The following is a 26,327-nucleotide window of genomic DNA, read 5'->3' as shown; positions in this document are numbered from 1 at the left end:
TACATCAAGTACTATACAAATAAAATAGCTATACCATGACGCTCGCTACAAACGTCTTGTATAGCTATATTCCTATTTATTAAATTATGACGGCACTTCAGTACGTTTTGTGCTATGTTTTCTAACAATAGCTGAAACTAAACTTGATACAGCGCCAAAAATCATAAACCCTATAAACATCCACATTGTACTATTTAATTCAATTTGATGATTCAAGTATAATAGTTCTCTTACACTTGTTGCATAGTGTGTGAATGGATTCCAATCATATACATATTTTTGATAACTTTCGGGCAACATTTGTTTAGGTAACGTTACAAGTTGCATACTAAAGAACATTAAAATGAAGAAAATTGGAATTGACTTCATACCTAGCCATACCATAACACCTAAAATAAGACCCACGAAACCAAGAATCGCAAGTGCTACAAAAATTGCGATACGATTTGGATGGTCAAAATCAAATCCTTGAACGCCTTGCATGAAATAAATATAAACGAAGCTACCTGCAAATGCTGCAACAACTGCAAATATCATTTGTCCAATTGAAGCAATGATACGATGTTGCACGACGATATTGTTACTAGTTCTAAATGCAAAGAACAATAAGATAGACGTTACGATTGAACCTATCCAAATTGGCATAAACATTAGGAATGGTGCATTACCACCTGCTTGGTGATCTTTAACTTTATTAAGTTTTTCATTATCCACTTTTACTGGATTCGTCAAACCATTGATGTCCGCGGCATTGACTTTAACATTTTGACTCGTTAATGTTTCCAAACTTTGCTTCGTAATTTGAGCATTAATATTATCACCCATACCAGTTAACACAGCTGATGCAATTTGTGAACCTTGTAAGCTTGATCCTTCACTTACAATCGTTTTAAATTTAGCCTGCTTAACCTCTACTTGTTGATTCCCCATTTTTTGTTTCATTTGTTGAACCACTTGTGGCGGAATTTCACCTGAAGCAACTTTTTGTTGCATTTCTTCTTTTTTACTATCCATAACTACTTTTTGTGTTTTACTCATAGCATCTTTTGAAAAGTCTTTATCAATAATAGCTACTCCAAAGATTTTTTGATCTTTCAAATCTTTTTCAAGGTCTTTTTCACTATCAACCTTAACCCATTTAATTTTATTAGAATCACTATCTAATAATTTATCCTCTAATTTTTTACCAATGTTAACATTTTTATCTTGAATCGTTGTACCTTTGTCCTCGTTTAATATACCAATTGGTAAATCTTTCGGTTTAGGATTATATGCAGGATAAAAAGCTAAAGAAAAGATTACCAAGATAATCATAGTTGCTATTGGTGCAATCCATAATAATTTATTTGGCAGTGTGTCAATAGAAAAATGAGAATTTCTTAAATTTTTTTAATAAATATTACTAAAAGAGTACAGAAGAAGAAAAAGAAGCATTTTACTAGTAATATCTGTCAAAAATCACAGATTTAAATAGTATGCTTCTTTTTAGATTATGCATTTTATATACAAAATTTATTCGTCCTGTCCTTCCGCGCTCATTGTAAACCATTCGCTTAGATTAACCTATATTAATTGACGGGTTCGTGCCTCACACAGTCATTTAATATAGGTTCACAATTTTGTGTGCTTACATGGTACTTTAGCATTTCCTCACTCGATTTATAGTCAAATATCATTCGAGGCCGTGTATTAATTTGTTTAACAGCTTCATCTAATGACTTTTGTGTTATATTTGCAAAATCCGTACCTTTAGGATAATACTGTCTTAAAAGTCCATTTACATTTTCAATGGAACCACGTTGATATGGACAACCCAAATCACTAAAATAAATACTACAATTCAATTCATCTTCTATTTGTTCAAATAGAGCGAACTCCTTACCTCTATCCATAGTTATGCTTTTTGGTAATAATGGTTTCATAATATTTATAATCTCATTACAAACTACATTGGATTTACGTGTATTTAATCTACTAGCATATAAATATCTTGTTTTTCTTTCAATAATAGTTAACAAGCAATATGTTGATGGTCTAACACTCCAAACAGTATCAATTTCATAATGTCCAAATTCTTCACGATTATTAATACTTTTTGAGCCGATACTTTATAACACGAGACCCTACGTCTAATTTGCCACGCTTTTCAGAAGACTTATTATATTTTTTGCCTGCTTGTCTCATATCACGCTTAACATCAACTTTTACCAATCCATTGCGAATATATCTATATATAGTAGGATAACTTATATAATGCCCTGTATCTTTTTCAATTTGACTTGCTATCTGTCTAGGAGACCATTTTAATGAAAGTTTTTCTTCAATATATGCTTTTGTTTCATCATTCAAACGTCTACGTTTAGCAACTTGTTCATCTGAAATACTACGCGATTTTATAGCATCTTCCTCAGCTAATAAAGGATTATAAACACCATCAACAGAACGCTTATTTACTTCTCTATAAAGAACCGCATCATCACGACCTAAAATCTTAGAAATCTGAATGATGTTTAAACCATCATTTAAATACTTTGCGATAGCTAGACGTGTTTTATAATCTAATTCTTTACGTTTTTTTCTTTTTTTCATGTATATCCTCCTTTACTTTTAAAAAGGTTATTTATAAAATAAGTTATAAGAGGATATATGTTCATCAACTCCCGATACCACCGCTAAAGCGTATAGGGAGTTGATTCTTTATTTTTTCATATTATTTTCTTCATAAACTGGTTTATGATTACTTTGATATTCTTTTTCATTCATATCTTCAACTTTTACATATTTATCTGTTGTCTCATTTTTTTTATATAAACTTGTCCACACTGTACCATCTTTATCATAAACAAAAGAAATAGTTATAAATTTACCATCTTCATATACTTTAAAATCACTATTACTTTTTTTAGGCTTCTTAAAAGAAGACTCACTCATACTTTTTCTTTCAGAATTTAAAACTGCATCAATCTCTTTATCATATTTCTGACCACATGCAGATAATAATATAACTAATCCTAAAATTAATACAAACCATCGCCTCATGATAAATTCACTCCTTTTTACGTAAATTATATCATTGCTATCGTCTTGAAACAAACTAACGTCCTAGAGGTTTTAAATTGAAACGTTTTAAATTATCAATACGCCAACCTTCAGCTGTACGAACTAAATCCAATTGTGCAGATGTTTGACGATGTTCAATTTTATCATCTCCATCTGTTTCAATACGTTCGTCGAACTGAACAAAAACTTTATAACTATCTTTTTTAGGGTCATAAGTATCAAAATAAACATGAATATCATTAACCGTTATATCATCATATAAATCATATTTATCTTTAGAATCCTTAAATAATGTATCGTAATAATCCTTTGTAACTAAAGGCTTTATTTGTGGTGCTTTTGATTTAAAAGAAGAATCTTTTTTCATTTCAAACATCTGTTTAACAAAATTTGAAGAAACTTCACGTATTTGCTTTTCTTCATCAGAAATAACTGTTTTTGATTGTCTCTTTACTAGTTTATTTAACTCTCCATTTTTATCTCTTAATATACGTTGTTCTTCCTGTAAATCTTCAATTTGATTTTGTTTCATTTTAACTTGTTGTTTAGGGATCTGATAACCAATTAAAACAGCACAAAATAATATTACTGTTACAAGAGTAAACATAATAATTTTTTGCTTCATTTATTTTCACTCCTTATCATGAATAAAACTATATCCATCAGTCATTTTCAATGTACGTTCATTAACTTTAAAAGCAGCTTCCCAATTCATTTCTGTTATTCTAAATGTTTTACCACCATCACTTACACCAATAACAACAGCCACATGACCATAATGCCCATCATGACCGCCTGCACCTTGTTCAGCAATAAATAATGCACCAGGTTCCGGATTTTTATCAACTTTATAACCCTCAGCCTTAGCCCTATCATTCCATTTATGTGCATCATGCCAATAAGTTGATACAGGTTTACCCATTTTTTGACGCATACCGTATGCATACCAAGTACATTGACCGGCAGTGTATAAATTACCTTTTCCAGGGTCATCATTTGACCAATGTGGCAATTTACCATTAAACTTTATAGACTTTCCTTTACCATTACTACATGACGTTTTAGCTTCTGAACCGCCTAAATCTTTCATAATTTTTTCAACTGTTGGTATCCAACGGGCATTCATATTATTAGGGTCATTTGACGCACCAACAGGCGCATATTTGGGACCTATTTTTTTAGGAGTATCTAAACCTTTAGAAATATAAACATCATACAAATTTTTAGCTCCCGCATTAAGACCGTCTTCAATAGTTGGATATGTTGAATCATGAATCGATTTTGAACCCATAACAGACAAAGGATTATTTTCTCTTGTCGCATTTTCTCCTTTACCCCATTGTGATTCACTCGCAATAATAGCCATAAAAATATTCACAGGTACTTTATTTTTTTCTGCAATTTTCTGTATTTCTTTTCCTTTACCCTCTAATTTTCCACCTTTAGCATTTTCATTAAACTTATCAATACCATTTGCCGAAACATTACCGCCACTAACAGTACAACCAGCATCATCTTTATCTTTATTTGAATCAGGCGCTAACAAAAACATTACAATTACTGGAAATGTAAAAAAAGCCACCACACACAAAATGATGATGACTTTCGCTAATTTCAATTTAACACCTATTGGCGTTTTACCTATTACTTTTTTAGCAATATCTTTTTTATTTACCATGCTTATTGATATCCTTTTGCTCTTTTAGACGGTCTTTTGACTGAGAATTACGTGTAATAGGTTGATTACGATTTCCAGATTGTCTACTTTGTTGATTCTGTGTCGCATTTTGTATTTGTCGTTTTTGAACATCAGTATCATAAGCAGTTTGAACTGACTTCTGTTCTTTACGATTTATTGAATGATTCTCATTATTTAATGGCTGATTAACCACTTGTGGCGACCTTTGTATATCTTTTCGCTGTCTTGTTTCTCGTACTTGATGCTCTTGCTGTGATACTTTTTGTGGTTGTTTAGAATAATCATTTGCATTTGATTCAACAGAAGCAGATTTTACATCATTACCATTCATTGACTCTTGTTGTTCTCTTCGCTTATTACCATTTTTTTGATTATCTTTATTTATAAATAAAGGCATTGGTTTATCCTGCTGTCTTCTTCTTAAATCATTATCATTTTGAAGTGGTGGGGCGGGTTCATCTCTTTGATTTTCTCGTTTAGCTTTCTTATTTTGCGCTTGTTCATGACGAATCTTATTAAAACGTTCTTGTGTTCGATTCATCACACCAGCACCAATTGCACTAGGAGAAAAACTAATATTACCACGACTTACAAAATTGATAATTTGAGCCCGTTTTTTATACATTACAAACAATATTACAATTATAAATATTGAATTTAAAAAATAAGCATTTTGACTATCCGGTTCAATAAAACTATTTGCAAGCTTGATACACAAACCAACTATCACAAATAAGAATGTCATACAGGCACTTAAAATAATATAGCCTAACGTTTTTGCAAACGCAGAGAAAACAGATAATTCAAATCCTGGTATAAAACTCACTATCCAACTGAATACTAAAAATAAGAATAAAAATAAAGCAAATGTAGAAAAAATCAACTTCGCAAAACTAATTGATAAAAATACAATTGACATAAAAACAGTAATAATAAAGCCAATAACTGAAATAGCCAACTTTTGAAATACATAACCTTGCGTCATATATTTATTATCTTTTTTCTCAACCTCATTTTTTACAATTTTATCAATCTCATCTTGTCCTTTTTTTGAAAAATCTTGTTTTAAAATGTTATCAATACGGTCTTTACCTTTTGCTTTTATCTCTTTTTCGTCTACAGTTCCATAATTCATTACTAAATATGTTCTATATATCGTCATATCAAATAATTGATTACGTATATGATTCATACCTGAATTCTCATGAATATAATCAATGTTCCCATCAATAGAAGATGTACTATTCATAATTATATTATTCAAATCCTTACCAATATTGTTTGTACCACGTATAATATTACCTGCATTCGCAAGTATACCAACACCAAAACCAATCAAACACATAATTAAAAACGCTCGCTTTAATGCTTCTCTTGCATTACCTTGTACACTAAAAATAATAAATGCGTTAAAGCAAACAATAATAAATAATGTTATTGCCAAATTACTCAATAACTTTTGATATATATCCCCAACAAAATCGCCGATTTTATCCGCAAAATCATTAATAACATCTAGTTGAAATAAATTTTCAATCGCATAATCTGTAACACCTGCTAAAATCTTAGTCATAGAAAAGAAAAAATCTGACACATTATTAATTTGTCGTGAAATTTCTTCTTGACCAAACGGATTCCAGTCGCCTTTTTCACTATATATTGAACGATAATGTGATAAATCATACTTTTCAATTTTTGGCTTAACTGCATGTGAGGGCTCTCCAACTGGATTAGAAACAGCGTAAGCACTCACAGATGTTAAAAGCAGAATAGGCAAAATTAAAAAGCATAAAAGATACACACTTTTATGCTTCATCAAATCACTCCTTATTTAATATTTGTTTCACATCTTCCACAAAATCATATTGTTCCATTAAAGGTGCATCAAATAAAATTGGTTCATTATATTGTCCAAGTATAGATATATAACCTCGGCCGATATCACTATCATGAATCGTTTGAAATTCTTTATCAGTTTGACCAAAGGTCATACGATAACCATCATTTGACAAATTACCTAAAGACACACGTAACCCTAATTGGTCACGCACATTACCTTTAATCACATCTGCATCTGGTCTTTGTGCTGTTAAAAACATAAATACACCAGCTTGACGACCTTTCATAATAATATTAATTAAATAATCATTCATTTCTTGTAATTCTTTTTTATCTAAAGTTGAAGTAAAAGCCGTTACCTCATCAAAAATAATGAAATAGGGGCGCATATCAAAATTACGGAAATCATTTCCGATTTTATAATCCGAACTATCATTCATTAATCTAAAACGCTCTTCCATTTCATTATTAGCTTCTCTCAATTGTTTTAATATTTGACCTTTAGTATCTGCAACTTTATCATCACCAATAACGCGCTTCATAAAGCTCAAATCTGAAACTTTTGGGTCTAATAAACGTACTTCTGAATGTCTACGGAATAACTCACGAATCACATAAAATAAAAAATATGTTTTACCACCTCCGGTTATACCTGTAACCAATCCATGAGGTGCTTTCACAAAATCCCAAGTAATTTGATGCGTAATAGCAATTTTTGTATCATAAAAAATTGTATTTGATTCTTGTTCTCCATTCATAACAATACGCTTTTTATATTTAAGTGGCATAAATTCATATCTCAAATAACGACCAATATGCTTTTTTTCCACTAATTCAGAATTAAACATTGGTTCAATAATTGTTTCTAACTCTAAATAATTATCTTGAAACCTCGAACCGTCTTTCTTAATATGAATAACAAAAGATTTTTTACCACGCTTATAAAACATTGTTGGATAATAATCATATTCAGTTTGTTTATAATCAATAGGGATATACTCAGTTGTTTTCTTGATTACTGTACGATTATGAAAGCCTTGTGTTTCAATCATTTCAGCCAAATCTTTTGTTTTAAAACGTATTAAAAGCTGAGCAATAAGCTTACATATCACAAATATAATTGCTGTACCAATTAATAAATACAATAAATGCGGTTTAAAATATGCAAACAACGTCAATATATCCAATTTTTTATTAACTGATTTATAATCAATAAACAAAATGTATATACGATATATCAAAAAAATAAATGCTAATGCACCTGCAAACATAAAATCAATATACTTCTGATAAGGCTGTATACGTATACCTTTAAATAAAGCAATTTCATTCATTGCCATTATATGCACTCCTTTAAAAATAAAAAGCATACACAAATAATGTGCATGCTTAAAACAAAATATTAATTTTCCAATTGTTCTTCCATATTTTTATTATAATCAGTAATACTTTTCTCAAAACATCGATGTGCAAAAAATAAAAGAATTATTGATACAATAAATAAAAACATCATAATAAAAAGCTTTCTCTTCCAAGATTTCCATTGATAATACTCAATATAATCATTTTTATAAAAATAATTTAAAACAAAAACACATACTATACATAAACTAATAACAATAAAGCCTACAAAAATAAAATTCATTGTTAAATTACTTAAAACTTCCAATATTAAATCGCTCCTTTTACAATATGTGTCAAGTACTTAACAAGTATTATACCTTATTGTATAATCATTTTAAATTATTTTATGTTTTTAAATATATTTGTTTTTATTTTATTAATTTCAACTTTATGTCTATTTTCTTCTTTATCTAGTAAATACTTAATCCGTTTAATCGATAAAAACAAAATAAATAACGAAGCAATACAATTCAAAACAAACATTTGAAAGGATGACCTCCTTATGAACAAATTTAAATTAAGTTGGTTAAATATTGGTACAGCTTTATTTATATTAACGTATATTAATATAGCTATATTTATCACTTATATATTTCAACCTAAAATACTAGTTGGCATCAAAGATATGTTAAATGCAATTACAAATAACCATATCTCTAAAATTTTTAGTAATATTAATTCTGATATGATTTATAATTTATATCTGTTCTATTTTTATCTAATTGGTGTTTGTGCTTGTTTACTTTATTTATCTATACTGCTTTGTGTCTTCAAGATAATAATTCCATCTCGAATAGGTGAAATACTTGGATGGTTAATCAGTTTACTAACACAACAATTTAATATTTTTTTAATCGCAAAAATGACTAATGATAAAATAGCCACCGACACTTGCATTATTTGTATTTCAGGATTCTTATTCTTTACTTATCTTTATTTAAACAGTCACGATTTTTCAAATAAACATCGTGACGCATAATTGATTCCTTTTCCATATTTTTATGTTTTAACGTTAAATACATACCATAGGGAATAATCCAATAAAAAATTACCCATGCAAATAATATAAATATAAATGATTTAAATATTTCAATCATTTATAACACCTCGTTTAAAAGATACACTTCAATAAAGTGTATCTTTTTAATTTTTTACATCGCAAATTTTTCTTCTGCTTTAGAACTTGCAGAATCTTCTTGTGTTCTAAATGCTTCAGTCATTTCCTCAAATGGACAATGTACAACCATTTTTCCAACACGTCCATAAAAATCACTGAATATACATTGACCTTTCTTTAAATCTTTCAACATCTCCATATTTTCAGGAGATTCTTTTGAATATTCTAAGCCTAAAGATTTTAAAATATCCTCACGTTCATCTTTTTCATCAAATGCAAAATGACAACCAAAGTTACCACCATCATCATCTGCTTTATCTTTTACCGATTGTGTAATAAATACAAGTGAATTATTCTCAGAACGTCCCGTTCTTTTTATACGCTTACCAACTTTTTTACCTTGTCTTGAAGCACTAAAAGCCCAACCCTCATCAATAAATATAGTCGTTTGAACATCTCTACGAGAACCGAATTTCTCTAAAAACTTACCAATTAATAACATTAATGTAATCCCATTTTTCTCACTTGTTGAATAACTTGATGTATCATCATCTGCTTTAGGCATATCTAAACCTTTAACCTGTAAAATAGTTGCTTTTTCTTGAATATTTAAAGCTGGATTCGTACCATCACTAAAAACAAGTTTTAAAATATTGTTTTGCGTTTTTTCAAATAATAAATCGCCTGCATTTTTTACATGCTCATCTTCATTATTCTGTAATTTTTCAATTACATTTAATGAACCAACTTTTTTGCCATTTTCGCGTTCTTCAACAGTATCAGAAATAGCTTGATAAATTGCCGTTTCAATATGATGATAATTTTCAAAAGATTTAATTTCATCAAACACCGATTTCAACATTTCATTGGCTTCAATACCATCTAAAAATACAATAGGGTCTAAACAACCATAATTGGTTGAATCTTCATAATTCAATGTTACATATTTAAATGTTTTTAAATGATTAATAAATAGGGGATACTTTTGTTGCATTTCTTCACTTTCTGTTACTCTATCAAACCATTCTGCAAACTCAGATTTTGGATCCCAGTACAACATTTGACCTTTAAAGAATGATGTATAAATCCACAATAGTTTTGCTAAAAATGATTTACCTTTACCAGTTTGACCAGTAATTAAAACATGCGGACTATCACTGACAGCCCCCTTAATACCTTTTGCTGCCAACAATAAACTAAATAAAATTATATCCCTTGAACTTGCAACAGCTTCCTCACGTGAAACAGAACGTATAAATTTATCAATACGCCCTATATAAAAACCCGTTTTTGTTCCCAAACTTTGAGACACACCAAATAAATTCTCTGCTATACCTGTTGCCGTTGTTCTTTGTAACCAATACTTATTAATAAATAAATCATTACCATGTAAACATTGATAAAACAATTGTAACTGGTCAGCTAATGGATTAACTGCATATATTTGAGTTTCCTTTAATCGTTTCATCAAACGCTTTGCTTTACGTTTACAATCTCTATAATCATCACTTTTAATTACAAACATAAATACCCACTCAATAAATACACCTGAGCCAGTCACTTCTCGTTCCATTTGATTCAATACAAACAAATTATCTTGAACATCTTCCGAAGCACTGTCGCCAGTATCTTGCTTTTCTTTTGCTTGTTGTTTATGATTTATTTTCGCACGGTCAAATTTTTTCTTAACTTTCTCATTATTAATGATTTTTGCTTTTACATGGCATTCAACCGGAAAAGGCATATTTTGAGCTTTCTCAAATAAATGTGTATATTCCATATCTAACGGAAAATCATCAACAACAACTGTTGTTGTATAAAATTTCTCGTTATCATTTTCAACTTCTAAAACACTCAAGCGAGTAGGGTCAATTACTGCATTATAAATATCTGTAATAGCTCTTCTTGAAGATTCTTCCTGTACGTCATGTGTTGCATTTGAAATAAAAGGCTTTCTAATAATATAAGCCAATTCATTCTCAGTTAAACGCTCGCCTCCAATACCTAGAAAACTATCAGCCAAATCTCGTTCAAATGTTTTATACTTATCTAAAATTTTATCGTCTAAATTCACATCAAAACCAAAATTCGAAACAATACGCTCAGCCGTATCTGATAATGTACTTTTTAAAATCTCTTTAAGTGTAACTGCATCGTCAGCTAATTCACGTATTTTAACACCCATAACAAAAGAATTATGCGTAATCATTTGTAATTCTTGTTCTAATACGTCAATAGTTTCTTTTGAATAATATTCAGCTACATTAAAAGCTTCATCATCAAAATCTTTACTAATTTCTTTAAATTTATTTCGCAAATCTAAATCGTGGTCATACATTTCAAAATGAAAATCTTGATAACCTTTAATCGACTCTAAAAAATAACGCATACGCTTTTTTGATTCTTCTTTTGCATCATAATTTGCTGTTGATATAGACTCAGAACGAACACGATAATACGCCCAAACTTCGCCAGTTTTCGTTAATAACAAATTATCTCTTAAACCTGCATACGGTGCTTTTAAATTCATGTCATCCCTCCAATAAAAATAACCCCAATAGGGGCTATTTAAATGTTATTTTTTTATCATGATATTCTACTTCTTCATCATAACTTAATTTAACTTTTCTTAACTGCACATTAAAAACAAATATTACAAAATCCCATAAGAAGAAAAATAATTTCTTTCCATCTTGTTTTAACTTAACAATATATTTCGTTATATAATAAGGTGCAACCGTAAAGTAAATAAACATAAGTCCACCAATCGACATAATTACAGGCTGTAATAAATACCAAAATAACAAAAATAATATAAACCACACAATCAAAAATGTAGCCCAAAAATCTAAACGAAAACCCTTATTAATACGAAACTTATCTGTAAATTCATACATAACTATCGGTTGTTCAAAAGTTCGCTTTAAATTATAAGCTTTTTTATCCAAATGGAATCACCTCAACCGCCAAAAATCATTTTCCAAACACCTGCAATCGCATTAAATACCTGTTCAGGACCTTTAGAAACTAAGAATAAAAAGCCACCAACAACAAATAATATAACCATATGCCCATATTTACCACTAGCCCATTTTACAATACCAACAACCAATACTACTAAACCAATACCCGTACCTACTTCATTACTTATCCAGTCACCAACTCCACCAAGTGATGGACGGTCAGCACCTAAAACAAAAAAATTAAATAAACCACTCATAACATTAACCTCCAATAGAATTAGTCATATTTTTAACGTAATATTTACCATCTTTTTTTGTTATATCTAATGTGTAATGCTCCAAATTCTCCAAAGGAGAATCTTTATCTTTCATCAAAATTTCAACTTTAGCAACATAATCATCGCCTTTTGGATATAACCTAATTTCTCTTATCTGAGAAACTTCTCTAGTTCCTTCTAAGCCCTCAGGGTTATCCATTAAATAGGCCATATCATCAGACTTACTAGAAGCATATTTATTAAAGAAATCTTCAATAAAAGCTTTTGCTTTCGGATTGTCTTCCCGTTTATTGTCTTTCAAATTATCCTCAACCATTTTAGCTTTATTCAATTGACTATCAGGGATTGGCGTAAAATAAGGATATTCAACAACAACATACTTATTATTTTCACTCTTAATAGGTATATTTATTAAAATGTTTTGATTTACTTTACGTTGCTTTTCTTCTGTTTTTGTTTCATACTCATCTTTATCTTTTTCACTTTTCTTTTTCTTCTTAACTTTAACTTCTTTCTTTTCAGTAATATTCACATCATAATTAACAATATACTGTATAATTGTTTGTTTATCTTTACGTTTAATATTATAAAATTCTTTACTATTCAATTTTCGTTCTGTATCTGAAATTTTTTCATCAGGTTTTTTATAATCTGATGGAAAATATTTCAACAATTCTTTTTCTCTAGATTCCAATTCTTTTGAATCTTTCGAGATATTCATATACGTATCAATAAACTTATCAGCATATAACTTTAATTTAGGACTATACTGAACTGTATTCGCATTATCTTCATACTTTTTTTGAATCATATTCGTTTTATTAACTGCTTCTTTACTGTCATTATTTGCTCTTGTAGCTTTAATAAAAGAAGCTAATAAAAGAATTAACAAAATAGCTAATAATGAGTAAAAACAAATTACAATCATCTTACGACGATTTTTAAATTTTGGAATTACTCGGCGTTGTTCTTTAGGAATATCAAAATGCTTTCCGTTTTTAGAAAATCGTGTTAAAATGTACTTGCTTATTATTTTCATAAACGATTTTCTAAAATCCTTTACGAAATTTTTAATAAAAATCACATCCCAGTTATTTTTTTAACACTTATCTTTTGATAAGTGCTTTTTTTGTTTTAAAGCCTCCAAATAATGATTAATTCTATTCGTATGCTCATCATTAAATTGTGAATGCGCTAAAATTTTATCTAAAAAATCAGTATCTGTAAGCAACCCCTCAGATTGCGCCATACTTTCGGCAGTTAACACTGTATCTAAAGTAGTAGCAACTTGTTTACATAACCAATCAAGATTATCCTCAATGGACTTTAATGTTGGTCTAGTAGTTAAATTCAATTTTTCAGTATCTTTAATAAATAACGCCCAAGGTCTATATAATGGCCACCGCTTACGATTTTTATCGTTTCCATCTTTAGGAGGAGAGATAAAACGCAAATTATTATGCAATATAGACTTTACAATTTCGCTTATATTATCTGTTCTACTCAAAACTTTCGCACAATTAACTGCATATGCCTTTCGCATTTGTATTTCATAACGATTCCATAACCCAATGTCTTCGACATCACAATGACGTTTAAACGCTTGTTCATAATTCTTTTCATAAAAACGACAATATAAATTGCTTTGTTTAGAGCCAATATAAAAAGTAGCGCCTTTACTTCTTCCGTCTGACAAATTAAAACCGTTTATTGCGCTTCCAGCTCTAAAACGTGAAACACACTCAGCTTTTTCAGCCTTTTTAATTAATAAAGGCACTTTTAAATATGTTTTATAATCATCAATTGCAATATCAATTCTTGTAAAATTTGCATTAACTGATAAACATTTATCAAAAAAATCTTGCCAAGTTTTATTCAACTGTTGTAAATGATGTTCAAACTCTCTACAACCTGTACCAGTTAACTGTAAGTGAATGCCCATTGATTCATCATCACTTGAATAATACAATTTAATGTTTGAAAATTCATAACCACGATTATAAAAGTAAATGCCACTATTTCGTTTTTTGAACAACGTTATAGGCAAACCGATAACGTCCTCAATCACTGCTGAAATAGGGGCTATATGGAAAGTGACCTGAACCCAGTCAACAACTGCCTCCACGGCACTTTTATTTGTACGCTCTACCCCCCCTATTAGTAAGGGGGGTACACTGGCTTTTTAAAGTCATATTTATTTATGCCTCCTATCAAATCGCAAGCGATTTGATACATGACCGTTCTTGCTTTCTTAACGCGTATTTGTCTCAGGCTCCGCCCAAATGCTTAACGCACTCCGTGCTTGCATTTCTGCGCCTGCATACGCTAAAAGCTACACGGTCATGTTAAATCACTAATACTATATGTTAAACATCAATATCGCCAATATAAATACAATCTTCCAAATTCACTTGTAGCATTCTGCCATGTCCTGCTTCACTCAAGCTCATACACAATAGACAAAGGTCAGCGTAAATTTTAGGCCGACCTTTTACCGTATTTTCTTTAACGTAACTATCATTAAATTTAGACTGTATTTCTTTAGCTAAAGTCATTAATGAAACTTTATCGCCCCAATTTATACGACTAGCAACATAGTTTAAAATAGGTTCACTCAAATTTGAACTATTTGTGTAGCGATATAATCTATCTGCTGTATAATAATCCATTTACATCACCTAATTATTTTTGTTTAAGTGCACTATTAGAACCAACTACTTTAATATCTTCTGCATTCCAGCTATATGCGATAGTTCCAAAATCGCCTGACATTTGAACATACATTTTAACGTCTGGTTCAACTAATTCGCATTCTTGTAAATAGTTTAATTCTACTTTATTAGGCGTTTTAACAGTGATTTGTTCACCTTGCTCTTGACTCGCTAATTTATATGCATAAACAGTTTTATCAGTACGCTCTCCATTTTCATATTTATATTTTTCATCTACACCTAAAAAGTTTAATTGTCCTAAAGTTTTTTTAATATCCAATACTGGTTTCATAATATATCCATCCTTTACAAAATTTTTAATAAAATTAAACGACTTCTAAAGGGTCGCACGAATAGGAATAACTCCCGCAAATCCGTACCACTGCATTTTTGATAATGGAGTGTCTATGCTTCTCCTGACCTATCATATTTTTAATCAAACCTATCGGTTCATCACCTCAAAAAATTCTAAGTCTTCAATTGAAATATGATACATCTTACAAATAAATGTATTAGACACACCATATTGTTTTAAAAATTTATAATCCTTATAAGTAAATCGATAATCATTCTTTTTTGCCATTTCACAAACTTCTAATATACGAAAATATGCAAAATTATACATTTTACAAATTTTTCTTTTAGAAACACCATGAAATCTTAAAATTACAAATTTACGATAATTTAATTGATTTGAACCATCAAAAAAAGGTGTAAACTCAGTCATAATTATCAATTCCTTTCATAAGAATTAACTGTTAACTAGAGTTTACACCACCTTTTGAAATATATTCATTTTATTAATTACCTCCTTATTAGACAATGTGTTGAATATTTCGCATGTTGTCTATTATAATATGTAAGTGGGAATAAACAATACACAATGTTCATCAATACGTTTATTAATAGACAAATACACCCACATTGTTCAATAACACAAGGAGGTTGATTTATTTTTGAAAGAAGATAGGCGAATTAGAAAGACAAAGTCCTCCATTAAACAAGCGTTCACTAAATTACTACAAGAAAAAGATTTAGAAAAGATTACCATTCGCGACATAACAACACGCGCTGATATCAATAGAGGGACATTTTACTTACATTACGAGGATAAATATATGTTACTCGCAGATATGGAAGATGAGTATATTTCAGAACTAACGACATATACTCAATTTGATTTGTTACGCGGTTCTTCAATTGAAGACATTGCGAATACTTTTGTAAATGATATACTCAAAAATATTTTCCAGCATATTCATGATAATTTAGAGTTTTATCATACTATTTTACAATTGGAACGCACGAGTCAATTAGAATTGAAAATCAACGAACATATTAAAAATAATATGCAACGTTATATTAGTATCAATCATTCTATCGGAGGCATTCCAGAGATGTATTTTTACAGTTACGTTTCCGGAGCAACAATTTCAATTATTAAATACTGGGTAATGGACAAACAGCCCATTTCAGTTGATGAATTAGCTAAACATGTGCATAATATTGTTTTTAATGGTCCATTAAGAATAATGGCAGAAAACCGTTTGCATAAATCAAACCTTGATTCACTAACTTAAGTAATACTCGCTTTTCCTAAATCCTTTAGAAAGGAACTATATATCATGATTACTTCATTCAGACATTCTGAAGATATAGATAAACATATTATAAAAACACCATTAGATCATACAGCGTCATGGATTAATGTAGTAGAACCAGACCGAGAAGAAATTGAAAATCTTATGGAACAATATAATATACCTGAAGACTTTATACGTGACCCTTTGGACTCAGAAGAAAGTTCCCGTATTGAATATGACGAAGATACTGGTTACTCATTAATCATTATTGATTTACCTATCGTCAATTCAACTAATCGTAGCGTTCTATCTTTTGTAACGATTCCATTAGGCATTATTATTGGCAACGGTATTATCGTAACAGTTTGTGACGCTGAAAATGAATTTTTAGAAAATTTACCTAAGCGTGATATTAATTTAAAATTTCACAGCAGATTTGCATTAGAAATTTTAACTACTATTGCCGACCATTATAATCGTAACTTACGATTACTTAATAAAAGTAGAATTCGTATTGAGAAAGAACTAAAAAATAACATTACTAACAAACAACTTTTCAAATTAATGGAAGTTGAAAAAAGTTTAGTATACTTTTTAGCTGCCTTAAAAGGTAACGATACAATTATTAAAAAGTTATTCCGTTTACCTGCAATTAAACGTTTTGAAGAAGATGAAGAATTACTAGAAGATTTAATCATTGAAAATAACCAAGCCATCGAAACAACAGAATTACATCAACGTATCTTAGAAAGTATCACAACATCATACGCTTCCTTATTATCTAATGATATGAATACGATTATGAAGACATTAACACTTTTCACGGTACTATTAACGTTACCAACGCTCGTATTTAGTTTCTTCGGTATGAATGTGCCGTTGCCAATTGATGACCATAGTTATATATCTTGGATTATTGTGGTAGGTATTTCATTAATTCTTGTCGTAATTGTTAGTATTTTCTTATGGCGAAAACAGAAATTATAACTAAATTAAAAGGTATGACAGCTTAAAGTTTCACCCTATTGCATTTGCAATGACTGATACTTTGATTACTGTCATACCTCTTTTTTTATTCTACAACTTCTTTATTTGCTTTTCTTTTAGATAAAATTAAAGTAACTGTTATGGCAACGATGAATGATATTGTCATACCAACAAAGTAGTGTAACCATCCTGCATGTACTGGATTGATTGAGATAAATCCAGGCAATCCAGCAGTTCCTAATGCGATTGCTTTAACCTTGAAGAAAGCAATATATGCTGAACCAATACCTGATCCAACGATAGCGCCAATAAAAGGATATCTTAGTTTTAAGTTAACACCAAACATAGCCGGTTCTGTAATACCAAGTAATGCTGAAATACCTGCGGCAGATGCCACACCTTTTAACTTCTTATTTTGTTTAATAATAAAGAACGCTGCAATTGCTGCACCACCTTGTGCAACATTAGACATTGTCGCAATCGGGAATATAAATGATCCACCCGTTTTTGTGGCATCTGCAATTAATGTCGTTTCTACAGCTATAAAGCTATGATGCATACCTGTAATAACAATCGGAGCATACAATAATCCGAATATTAATCCACCAATTGCACCACCAAATTCATAAAGCCATGTTAAACCATCTGATAACCAGTAACCTAATTGTCGAGTGATTGGACCTACAAATGAAAATGTTAGAAATGCTGTTATAAAAATAGATAACAATGGTGTTAACAAATTATCTAACACCGTTGGAATAACTTTGCGTAACCCTTTTTCAATTGAAGCTAAGATATAAGCTGCTACAAGCATAGGTAACACTTGTCCTTGATAACCTACTTGATTAATATGCAAACCAAATACATCCCAATATGGAATAGCCTTACCTGCTTCAACTGCTTTTGGGAAATCGTATGCGCTCATTAGCGATGGATGAACCAATATCATACCTAATGCAGCACCTAAAAACGGATTGCCACCAAAACGTTTTGCTGCACTAAATCCAATTAAAATTGGTAATAATGTAAATGGTGCATTCGCAAAAACATTTATCATTTCAGCTAATCCAGCAAATTGACTATAGACATCTATCAATGATTTACCTGAAAAGAATAAATCTTTCGCAGTCAAAATGTTATTTAACCCCATTAATAAACCACCAGCAACGATGGCTGGTATAATCGGAACAAAGATATCTGAAAGCATTTTTACAAATCGCTGTAACGGATTCATATTTTTAGCAGATTGTGCTTTGACTTCCGAAGTGGTTGATGCTTCTTTTCCAGTTAATTTTTCCAGTTCACTAAATACTTTATTGACTGTACCAGACCCAATAATAATTTGGTATTGTCCCCCAGTAGAAAACGTCCCTTTAACTACATCCATATTGTTTAGCGCCTCTTCATTTACTAAACTTTCATCATTTAAAACTAATCGTAGTCTCGTTGCACAATGCGCCATTGCATCTAAATTCTCTTCTCCGCCTATCGCGTTCAAAATATCTTCTGCGGATTGCTTATAATTCATATATTTAGCCTCCTAATTAGAACCGGTTCCATTTATTCCACTTTATTGTAACCGGTTCCAAAAATATTTGCAACACTCTATTATCATTTTATATAAACACCTACACCATTTTTGATAGCGCATTCATTTTTATTGCTATACTATATGCATGTATATTAACATTAATTATCGGAGGTAATTTTATGAAAGAACGTGGCCATATCGAACAGCTTTGGCGTGAGGAAAAATATCATGTATTGTTACACAGTCAACAGTCTTACCAAATGATAAGGAATGCTTTAAAAACGGATTTATCACTTCATCAAGTCCAACAAATGATTGATGATGCTTTGTTAATTGAACCAAGTATAGGAAGTGTATGTAATGCTTTTGATCATATGTGGGGATATTTTAAAAAATGTGCGAATGAAGAAGAAAGACAACAATCAAAACTACTTAAAGCTGATTTTATTAATGGTAAAATCGACACCCAAACTTTATTAGATTTTTTAGCAGAACTTGCTAATAAATATGATGTTCAATATTTACTACAAAGTCGTGTTTTAAACACAAAAAGAAAGAGATAGATTGAAACTTTAGTTGTAACGGACAAATAGTAGTCATTGGAGTTCAGCAATTCATACTTTGTACTAAAGTTTACTATAATCTATCTCTCAAGGTTTAAATGTACATATCTATATTAAAATGCGTTTCATGATGTTAGAAGATACCATACACATTTAATTAGTTACAGCATAAATCAATTTATACCCTTAATTATTACATTGTTTATATTTTAAATTCGGGGGAGTAATTTTAAGTAATATCTTGTTGCTGCTAATTCTATTGTTAATAAATTGATATTAGATGTAGAAATTGAGTGTGAAAGTTAATAATAGATGATTTAGCTAGTAACATAATTAATTCATATATAGTCAAAAAGTTCTGTTAGATACTGTTCTTGATGAATATTCTTTGATGTTAGGTGTTAGCTATTCTAGATGAGTTTCTTAGATGTGGATGCCTGTCTTGATGAAGTTATCTATGATGTTAATATAATACTTGATGTTGATTCTTAGATGTTAGTGCGATTTCAAGATGCTGATTCTTTGTTGTTGCACTATCTTGGTGACGTTTCTAGTTGTTTATAGTTATCGCATCTCTTGATGTAAAATCTAAGATGTTTATGCATTTCTAGATGTTAATTCTTCGCTGCTTAAGAATTATCTTGATGGTAAATCTAGTTGTGCCATGCATTTTCTCATGATGAATCTAAGGTGTTAATTCATTGATGTGTGCTGTTTCTTGTTGCTTCATTATCTTGATGGTGAATTTCGTTGTCTAATGCACTTTTTCAAATGATTATTCTAATTGTTACGGCAATAACTAGATGGATTTTCTTAGATGTTCACTTTTCTAGATGTTTATACTTATCTTGATGTTTTCTAAACAGAACTTTTAAACGCTTTATTTTTCAGTAGATTGTTTAAAATTTCTTAGTTGATGGTTATTGTTGTTGATTTGAATAATTTGTAGCGAATATTTTGTAACAGGGCTACTAAGAATTTTTATAACAAGAAGTGATTTCAATCGTACTAATTTTCAGCGTTTGATGACAAAAGTGTATGTCCAAACTTAAATAATGGCGATAAAATTTAAGTCATGGGTACATTTAATGTTTTTTGATTCAAACTTCCATTTTGGTCAATTTGCTTTTTTTATAACATAGTTGAATATCAATAAAAGATTAGCAAGTAAGTTCAAAATGGCTATGTATTGTTTTTTGAAATACATAGGTTTGAAATCTATATTAATTATGCACCAAATAATTTAATTAGACTCTATCGAAAATTTCCAAATTTTGCTTACTATCTTTCTAATTTTACTTTTATATTGTGCACAATGCATAAAAACAAGCGTTTTCCTAGGAGTTTTCATTAATTTCTTTTATTTTTCACTATTACCTTTTCAAAAATATTCAACTATAATAGGTATACTATCCATGATTTTAAAAATTTCCATGTTTTACATTTAAATGATAGATTTCAATATATATTAGGCAGGAGAGAGAAATATGACATGCCAACTTAAAATACATCATACATTATCGACAATACCAAGTCGTAATATTAATAATATTATGGTGCTATTTTCACTTACAAGTAAACTCAATATTACGATTAATGGTGAAACCAAAGACGTAAGTAATTATATTATCTTAATTAACCATGGTGATATTTATAATATTAACCACGGCGAAAATATAATCGAATTAATGATACCCGTTTTTTATTTTCATCAACAAGATGATGATTTCTTTAATGGTTATTTAGATCGTCATTTATTACAATCAAGTAATTATATTAAGTCATTAATTGCCAATTTAATCAGTACACCAACAAGTTCTTCTTTAATGGGAAAAAATATAGGTCAAAGTATTATAGACACTTTACTTAAAGAAGCTTTTATAAGAATAGATCATGAATATTTACCAAATATTGCTTTAAGCAATCCAGTGTTTATAGATTGTGTAAACTATATTCATGACAATATTGATGCGCACTTGTCTTTAAAAGATATAGCGATGCATTGCAACATCTCTGAATCATATTGTTCTAATCTTTTTGTTCGATATTTGAGTATGAATTTTAAAGATTATTTTACAAGTATTAAACTTGTTAACGCCATCAATTTATTACTTTCTACAAAACATTCTATTACAACTGTTTCTGAATTGGCTGGTTTTAACAGTCATACAAATTTTGCAAATCAATTTAAGAATTACTTGCATTTTAGTCCTAAACAGTTCCGTTCACTCGTTTCCAAGATTACTGAACCACCACAAATACACTTCCAACAAGATAACGTATCACAATTCACTGAGTTAATTTCAACAATTGATTTAACAGCTCAGTTGGCTACAAATACAACAGATATTCATATAGATGATTTTAATCCGAAAGATCGAAGTCAGCGTGCCAAAGTATTTGTTCGATTCAGTAATTTCAATGAACTATTTCAATTTATTTTCAATGAATATTACGATATTAACTTTGAGCACTTACCAAAACCTGTCGTTTTCATTGACGATATTCACGATATTGAGATTAGCCAAACGAATTACAACCTGTTAAATAGATGTTTTGAAAAGCTTTTCGAAAAAAATATAGGTTTAGCAATCGCTATTAAATCAACACAACAATTCGAAACGATGAAGCAATTAATACTAACATTTTTACAAGGCAATCAAGACTATAAGACAAGCAAGAAATTAGTTAAATTTATGCTCGTATTTTGCTCTAATTCTATGACAGCAGAAGAAATTCATTTATGTCATCTTAAAATTAAAAACAAAAATAAAGAAATTAAATATAGTGTGACAGTCGATGGCTTTTTAGAAACTTATTCAACCGTGGAACAAGTTTATGATGTCATGCAGCGTCTTAAATTCCATTATTACTTTATTGATATTGAAAATTCAAAAACTGCAACACATCTTATCACTAAAAATCAACACTATCATCAAACTGACACACATTTTGAACAGTATAAGAAATTTATTTTAGATTCAGGTATATCATCAACACAATTTGTATATAATAACCTGTCTGTAAGCGGGTTTAAATATACTAATGATGGTAAGAATCCAATTCAATTATCTGACATAGTGTATCACTTAATCGCATTATTACGATATGGCGGTGGCATTAGCTATCAATTATTAGATGACCATTCAAATTATATTTCCTTGTACAACAAATATGGTAGCCCCCTACCATTAATGCATTTATATAAAATGTTTAGACCTTTTGTTAACGAAGACATTGAAATTACAAATAATTATGTATTGAGTCGTAAAGATAATAACTACCATTTCTTATTATTCAATAAAATTAATGATCGATATATGTCAGACGTAAAACAAGATTTCATTTTCCATAATGAATTACCTCAAGACTCTTTGATGATTATTAAAACATTGAATCATGAACATGGTTCAATTCAACATTTGCTTCCAATAAGCGATCAACTTGTTTATATAGAAAAAGAAATTTTAGATGAATTAGACAAAACGAATTACCCTAAAACGGAGCTTGCAGTTCAAGAAGAAACTGGTCGTACATTTGAACTCAAGTTAAATCACGACGAGGTTAAATATATTTGCTTTAAACCAAGCTAAATACTAACAGTCCTCTTGTGTTTAGTTTCTTACGTTAAAGGCTATTTATATCATAAGGAGATGATGTAGGATGAGTAACTCACAAGCAATTCAAGCAATTGAAAACGTGTTAGCAACGTCAAAAGTTGGTGTATTATCAACTGCATATAATAACAAACCTAATAGTAGATATATGGTCTTTTATAATGATGGTCTTACTTTATATACTAAAACGAATATCCATTCTGCTAAGGTCAAAGAAATTAAAGATAATCCAGCAGCATATGTTTTGTTAGGCTATAACGACACAACTAATCGTAGTTTCGTTGAGATGGAAGCGACCATCGAAATCGTTACAGAACAAGAAGTGATTGATTGGCTATGGGAAACACAAGACAAAAGCTTTTTCAGTTCAAAAGAAGACCCAGAGTTATGTGTTTTAAGAGTAGTTCCGCAATCCATTAAGCTAATGAATGATAAATCATTAGATACACCTATTAAAATTGATTTATAATATGTAAGTTTTTAGTTTTAAAATTAGCCAGCAATTGAACATGTTAGCTATAAATTTCAACAGTATCCTATTTATATATATTTCGATTTTGAAAGCGTTTAATACTTTTAACTATATTTTTATTATATAACAATATTTTAGACACATTTTATTCACATTTATTGTGATTAAGGTGTGTCTTTTTAAATTAATTTTATGTAATATAAATACTGCATTTGCAAACTGTTGTACTTTTAGGTATAACAGAATTAACTACATTTAAGGAGATTGATGAACCGTGAAAAATAAAAAAGGGTTTGGTCTTGGTATTAGTTTAATTGCCATCATGTTGATTGTATGTATTGTACTAGTAATCATGATGATGACTGGTGGAAAGAAAGATACATATTATGGAATTATGAAAGACAATGCTACAATTGAAAAAATGATTAGTGAAAAAGATGAAAGCATTGAGAAGAACGTTAAATTACCTTCAGATGCAGACGTTTCAGTTAAAAAAGGTGATTTTGTAATTGTTTATAAATTAGCAGATTCTGATAAAATTGTTAAAGTAAAAAAAGTTGATCATGACGATGTACCACATGGTTTAATGATGAAAATTCATGACATGGGCAAAATGCACATGAAACACTAATTAAGCTTTAATTTTGAATAATATATAAGATATTAAAAGCAGCAGTAAGATGTTTTCTAATTGAAAATTATCTTACTGCTGCTTTTTAAGAATTACTGTGTCAGTCTATTTCCGGTTCGCCTGCGCTTTGCGCATGCATAAAAGCCCCTAACAACCAGAGGTCACTTCGTTTCGGTTCGCCTGCGCTTTGCGCATGCATAAAAGCCCCTAACAACCTGAGGTCACTGCGCTTCGGTTCGCCTGCGCTTTAGCGCATGCATAAAAGCCCCTAACAACCAGAGGTCACTTCGTTTCGGTTCGCCTGCGCTTTAGCGCATGCATAAAAGCCCCTAACAACCTGAGGTTGCCTTCATTTCGGTTCGCCTGCGCTTTGCGCATGCATAAAAGCCCCTAACAACCTGAGGTCACTTCGTTTCGGTTCGCCTGCGCTTTAGCGCATGCATAAAAGCCCCTAACAACCAAAGGTTGTAAGGGGCTTTAAATGTCAGATAGTATTTTTTAAATTGATTTTAAATATTCTTGACCTTTTGCTTTGTCATATACGTTTTCCCATTTAGCTATAACGATTGTTGATAATGCGTTACCAATAACGTTTACACATGTACGTACCATATCTAAGATACGGTCAACACCAATAATTAATGCTAAACCTTGTGCCGGTAAGCCCATGGCACCTAATGTTGTTAATAAAACAACGATTGAAGTTCCTGGTACTGCCGCCATACCTTTAGACGTAATCATTAATGTTAACATCAACACAATTTGCTCTGATAATGTTAAGTGCATTCCATACATCTGTGCAACGAATAATGCTGCAATAGATTGATAAAGTGCTGATCCGTCTAAGTTAAACGTATAACCAATTGGTATAACAAAAGAAGTAATTTCTTTTGGAGAACCGAAGTTTTCCATTTTCTTCATCATTACAGGAAGTACAGCTTCCGAACTTGATGTAGAAAATGCTAAAAGCAATTCACTTTTCAAGATTCTAATAATATTCATGATATTAATACCACACATCCATGCAACTAGTCCTAGTATAGCGAATACAAAGAACACCATTGCAAAGACAACAACTAATACTAATTTTAATAGTGGTAATAATGCGGATGCACCAAATGTAATAATTGTAGTACAAATGAATGCAAACACTCCAAGTGGTGCTAATTTTAAAATTTTATTAATCATCCAGAACACAGCTTCAAGCGATCCGCTTAAAAATTCTTTAACTGGTTCTGCTTTTTTACCTACTGCAGCTAATCCTAATCCAAAGAATACTGCGAAGAAGATAATAGGTAATAATTCACCCTTATTTAAAGCTTCAAAAAAGTTTGTCGGAATAATATGTACAATGGTATCAATAAAATGATTTCCATATGTAGATTGTTCTGCTGCATGTGCAGTTGATTGATATTTAGAAATATCACCTTTAGGTAATTTTGTTGGGTCTAATCCAGCACCTGGTTTAAATAGGTTACCGAAGATAATCCCTAAACCTATTGCGATTGTTGTAATAATTTCAAAGTATAAAATTGTTTTCCAGCCATAACGCCCTACAGTTTTCGATTCCCCAACGTTCGAAATAGAAAGCGCTAGCGAGCAAAATACAACTGGTATAACGATCATTTTAATTAAATTTAAAAATACGTCACCAAATGGTTTAATGTAATTTGCTACGTTTTCTTGTCCATATAATAAAAGTCCTACGACAACACCTAACACTAATGCAATAACAACTTGCATAGGTAGGCTAATTTTTCTCTTGAATAGAGCCATAGTACAAACTCCCCTTCATCTGACATCACTCAATTATATCAGAAAATTGATAATTATCTATAAAAAATTAAAATATTTATCTTTTATAGATGTCAA

25 protein-coding genes and 1 pseudogene are annotated in these 26,327 nt (G+C 30.3%); 7 read left to right on the top strand and 19 right to left on the bottom strand.

What is annotated here, in order from left to right:
• Positions 1-84: 84 nt before the first annotated feature.
• From IDG65_RS06790 to IDG65_RS06750, 9 genes are all read right to left on the bottom strand, one after another.
• A complete protein-coding gene (locus IDG65_RS06790) occupies positions 85-1,362 on the bottom strand; it encodes a YhgE/Pip domain-containing protein (protein WP_052997654.1) in 1,278 nt (425 codons plus the stop codon).
• Positions 1,363-1,568: 206 nt separating this feature from the next.
• The gene (locus IDG65_RS06785) at positions 1,569-2,057 is read right to left on the bottom strand and encodes an IS30 family transposase (RefSeq protein ID WP_176318786.1); all 489 of its coding nucleotides are present in this window, start codon (positions 2,055-2,057) and stop codon (positions 1,569-1,571) included.
• A gap of 28 nt (positions 2,058-2,085) precedes the next feature.
• Positions 2,086-2,589, bottom strand: coding sequence for a transposase (locus IDG65_RS06780; protein ID WP_000746372.1), 504 nt, complete (start codon positions 2,587-2,589; stop codon positions 2,086-2,088).
• Between the two features lie 108 nt (positions 2,590-2,697).
• Positions 2,698-3,039 carry a cystatin-like fold lipoprotein gene (locus IDG65_RS06775; protein ID WP_023915534.1) on the bottom strand — a complete coding sequence of 114 codons (342 nt, stop codon included), beginning with the start codon at positions 3,037-3,039 and terminating at the stop codon, positions 2,698-2,700.
• 55 nt (positions 3,040-3,094) lie between these two features.
• On the bottom strand, positions 3,095-3,685 hold the full coding sequence (locus tag IDG65_RS06770) for a hypothetical protein (protein ID WP_000810443.1): 591 nt from the start codon (positions 3,683-3,685) through the stop codon (positions 3,095-3,097).
• 6 nt (positions 3,686-3,691) lie between these two features.
• Positions 3,692-4,738 carry a CHAP domain-containing protein gene (locus IDG65_RS06765; RefSeq protein WP_206174059.1) on the bottom strand — a complete coding sequence of 349 codons (1,047 nt, stop codon included), beginning with the start codon at positions 4,736-4,738 and terminating at the stop codon, positions 3,692-3,694.
• A complete protein-coding gene (locus IDG65_RS06760; RefSeq protein ID WP_052997653.1) occupies positions 4,728-6,575 on the bottom strand; it encodes a CD3337/EF1877 family mobilome membrane protein in 1,848 nt (615 codons plus the stop codon). The genes IDG65_RS06765 and IDG65_RS06760 overlap by 11 nt, the downstream gene beginning before the upstream one ends.
• 4 nt (positions 6,576-6,579) lie before the next feature.
• Positions 6,580-7,938 (bottom strand): FtsK/SpoIIIE domain-containing protein, encoded by a 1,359-nt coding sequence (locus IDG65_RS06755; protein WP_061385108.1) that lies wholly within the window; start codon positions 7,936-7,938, stop codon positions 6,580-6,582.
• A gap of 62 nt (positions 7,939-8,000) precedes the next feature.
• Positions 8,001-8,267, bottom strand: coding sequence for a hypothetical protein (locus IDG65_RS06750; protein WP_000453449.1), 267 nt, complete (start codon positions 8,265-8,267; stop codon positions 8,001-8,003).
• A 237-nt stretch (positions 8,268-8,504) separates the two neighbouring features.
• Between IDG65_RS06750 and IDG65_RS06745 the strand changes: the two genes are divergently transcribed.
• Positions 8,505-8,981: a hypothetical protein gene (locus IDG65_RS06745; protein ID WP_001031902.1), complete on the top strand. Its 477-nt coding sequence runs from the start codon at positions 8,505-8,507 to the stop codon at positions 8,979-8,981.
• 172 nt (positions 8,982-9,153) lie between these two features.
• Here IDG65_RS06745 and IDG65_RS06740 read toward each other — a convergent pair whose 3' ends face one another.
• The 8 genes and pseudogenes from IDG65_RS06740 to IDG65_RS06705 form a co-directional block, all read right to left on the bottom strand.
• Complete coding sequence (locus IDG65_RS06740) at positions 9,154-11,649, bottom strand: ATP-binding protein (RefSeq protein ID WP_001049261.1); 2,496 nt, start codon at positions 11,647-11,649, stop codon at positions 9,154-9,156.
• 34 nt (positions 11,650-11,683) lie between these two features.
• A complete protein-coding gene (locus IDG65_RS06735; RefSeq protein ID WP_000358144.1) occupies positions 11,684-12,067 on the bottom strand; it encodes a TcpE family conjugal transfer membrane protein in 384 nt (127 codons plus the stop codon).
• Positions 12,068-12,078: 11 nt separating this feature from the next.
• The gene (locus IDG65_RS06730) at positions 12,079-12,339 is read right to left on the bottom strand and encodes a TcpD family membrane protein (RefSeq protein WP_000015639.1); all 261 of its coding nucleotides are present in this window, start codon (positions 12,337-12,339) and stop codon (positions 12,079-12,081) included.
• Positions 12,340-12,343: 4 nt separating this feature from the next.
• Entirely contained in the window at positions 12,344-13,399 is a 1,056-nt protein-coding gene (locus IDG65_RS06725; RefSeq protein ID WP_000692002.1) for a conjugal transfer protein, read from the bottom strand.
• Between the two features lie 60 nt (positions 13,400-13,459).
• A pseudogene (locus IDG65_RS06720) lies at positions 13,460-14,552 on the bottom strand (replication initiation factor domain-containing protein).
• A gap of 174 nt (positions 14,553-14,726) precedes the next feature.
• The gene (locus IDG65_RS06715) at positions 14,727-15,029 is read right to left on the bottom strand and encodes a hypothetical protein (protein WP_000386891.1); all 303 of its coding nucleotides are present in this window, start codon (positions 15,027-15,029) and stop codon (positions 14,727-14,729) included.
• A 13-nt stretch (positions 15,030-15,042) separates the two neighbouring features.
• Positions 15,043-15,363, bottom strand: a complete 321-nt coding sequence (locus IDG65_RS06710) for a DUF961 family protein (RefSeq protein ID WP_000805734.1) — start codon at positions 15,361-15,363, stop codon at positions 15,043-15,045.
• Between the two features lie 150 nt (positions 15,364-15,513).
• Complete coding sequence (locus tag IDG65_RS06705) at positions 15,514-15,798, bottom strand: hypothetical protein (RefSeq protein WP_000134547.1); 285 nt, start codon at positions 15,796-15,798, stop codon at positions 15,514-15,516.
• A gap of 229 nt (positions 15,799-16,027) precedes the next feature.
• On the opposite strand from IDG65_RS06705, the gene IDG65_RS06700 reads away from it, so the two are divergent.
• Positions 16,028-16,651: a TetR/AcrR family transcriptional regulator gene (locus tag IDG65_RS06700; RefSeq protein WP_000656762.1), complete on the top strand. Its 624-nt coding sequence runs from the start codon at positions 16,028-16,030 to the stop codon at positions 16,649-16,651.
• Positions 16,652-16,696: 45 nt separating this feature from the next.
• Positions 16,697-17,641: a magnesium transporter CorA family protein gene (locus IDG65_RS06695; protein WP_000633068.1), complete on the top strand. Its 945-nt coding sequence runs from the start codon at positions 16,697-16,699 to the stop codon at positions 17,639-17,641.
• Between the two features lie 85 nt (positions 17,642-17,726).
• Here IDG65_RS06695 and IDG65_RS06690 read toward each other — a convergent pair whose 3' ends face one another.
• Positions 17,727-19,169, bottom strand: a complete 1,443-nt coding sequence (locus IDG65_RS06690) for a sucrose-specific PTS transporter subunit IIBC (protein ID WP_001107109.1) — start codon at positions 19,167-19,169, stop codon at positions 17,727-17,729.
• A gap of 182 nt (positions 19,170-19,351) precedes the next feature.
• Between IDG65_RS06690 and IDG65_RS06685 the strand changes: the two genes are divergently transcribed.
• From IDG65_RS06685 to IDG65_RS06670, 4 genes are all read left to right on the top strand, one after another.
• A complete protein-coding gene (locus IDG65_RS06685) occupies positions 19,352-19,735 on the top strand; it encodes a YbgA family protein (protein ID WP_000664362.1) in 384 nt (127 codons plus the stop codon).
• Between the two features lie 1,487 nt (positions 19,736-21,222).
• Entirely contained in the window at positions 21,223-23,328 is a 2,106-nt protein-coding gene (rsp, locus tag IDG65_RS06680) for an AraC family transcriptional regulator Rsp (protein ID WP_052997651.1), read from the top strand.
• A gap of 70 nt (positions 23,329-23,398) precedes the next feature.
• On the top strand, positions 23,399-23,821 hold the full coding sequence (locus tag IDG65_RS06675; RefSeq protein ID WP_000071901.1) for a pyridoxamine 5'-phosphate oxidase family protein: 423 nt from the start codon (positions 23,399-23,401) through the stop codon (positions 23,819-23,821).
• 277 nt (positions 23,822-24,098) lie between these two features.
• The gene (locus IDG65_RS06670; RefSeq protein WP_000791210.1) at positions 24,099-24,455 is read left to right on the top strand and encodes a DUF4889 domain-containing protein; all 357 of its coding nucleotides are present in this window, start codon (positions 24,099-24,101) and stop codon (positions 24,453-24,455) included.
• Between the two features lie 498 nt (positions 24,456-24,953).
• Here the strand turns inward: IDG65_RS06670 and IDG65_RS06665 are convergent, their stop codons facing one another.
• Complete coding sequence (locus IDG65_RS06665; protein ID WP_001173165.1) at positions 24,954-26,231, bottom strand: cation:dicarboxylate symporter family transporter; 1,278 nt, start codon at positions 26,229-26,231, stop codon at positions 24,954-24,956.
• Between the last annotated feature and the right edge of the window lie 96 nt (positions 26,232-26,327).

It is taken from the genome of Staphylococcus sp. EG-SA-17 (assembly GCF_017151845.1).
In the GTDB taxonomy this organism is placed as follows: Bacteria; Bacillota; Bacilli; order Staphylococcales; family Staphylococcaceae; genus Staphylococcus; species Staphylococcus aureus.
This window is presented reverse-complemented; position numbering and strand designations above follow the sequence as displayed.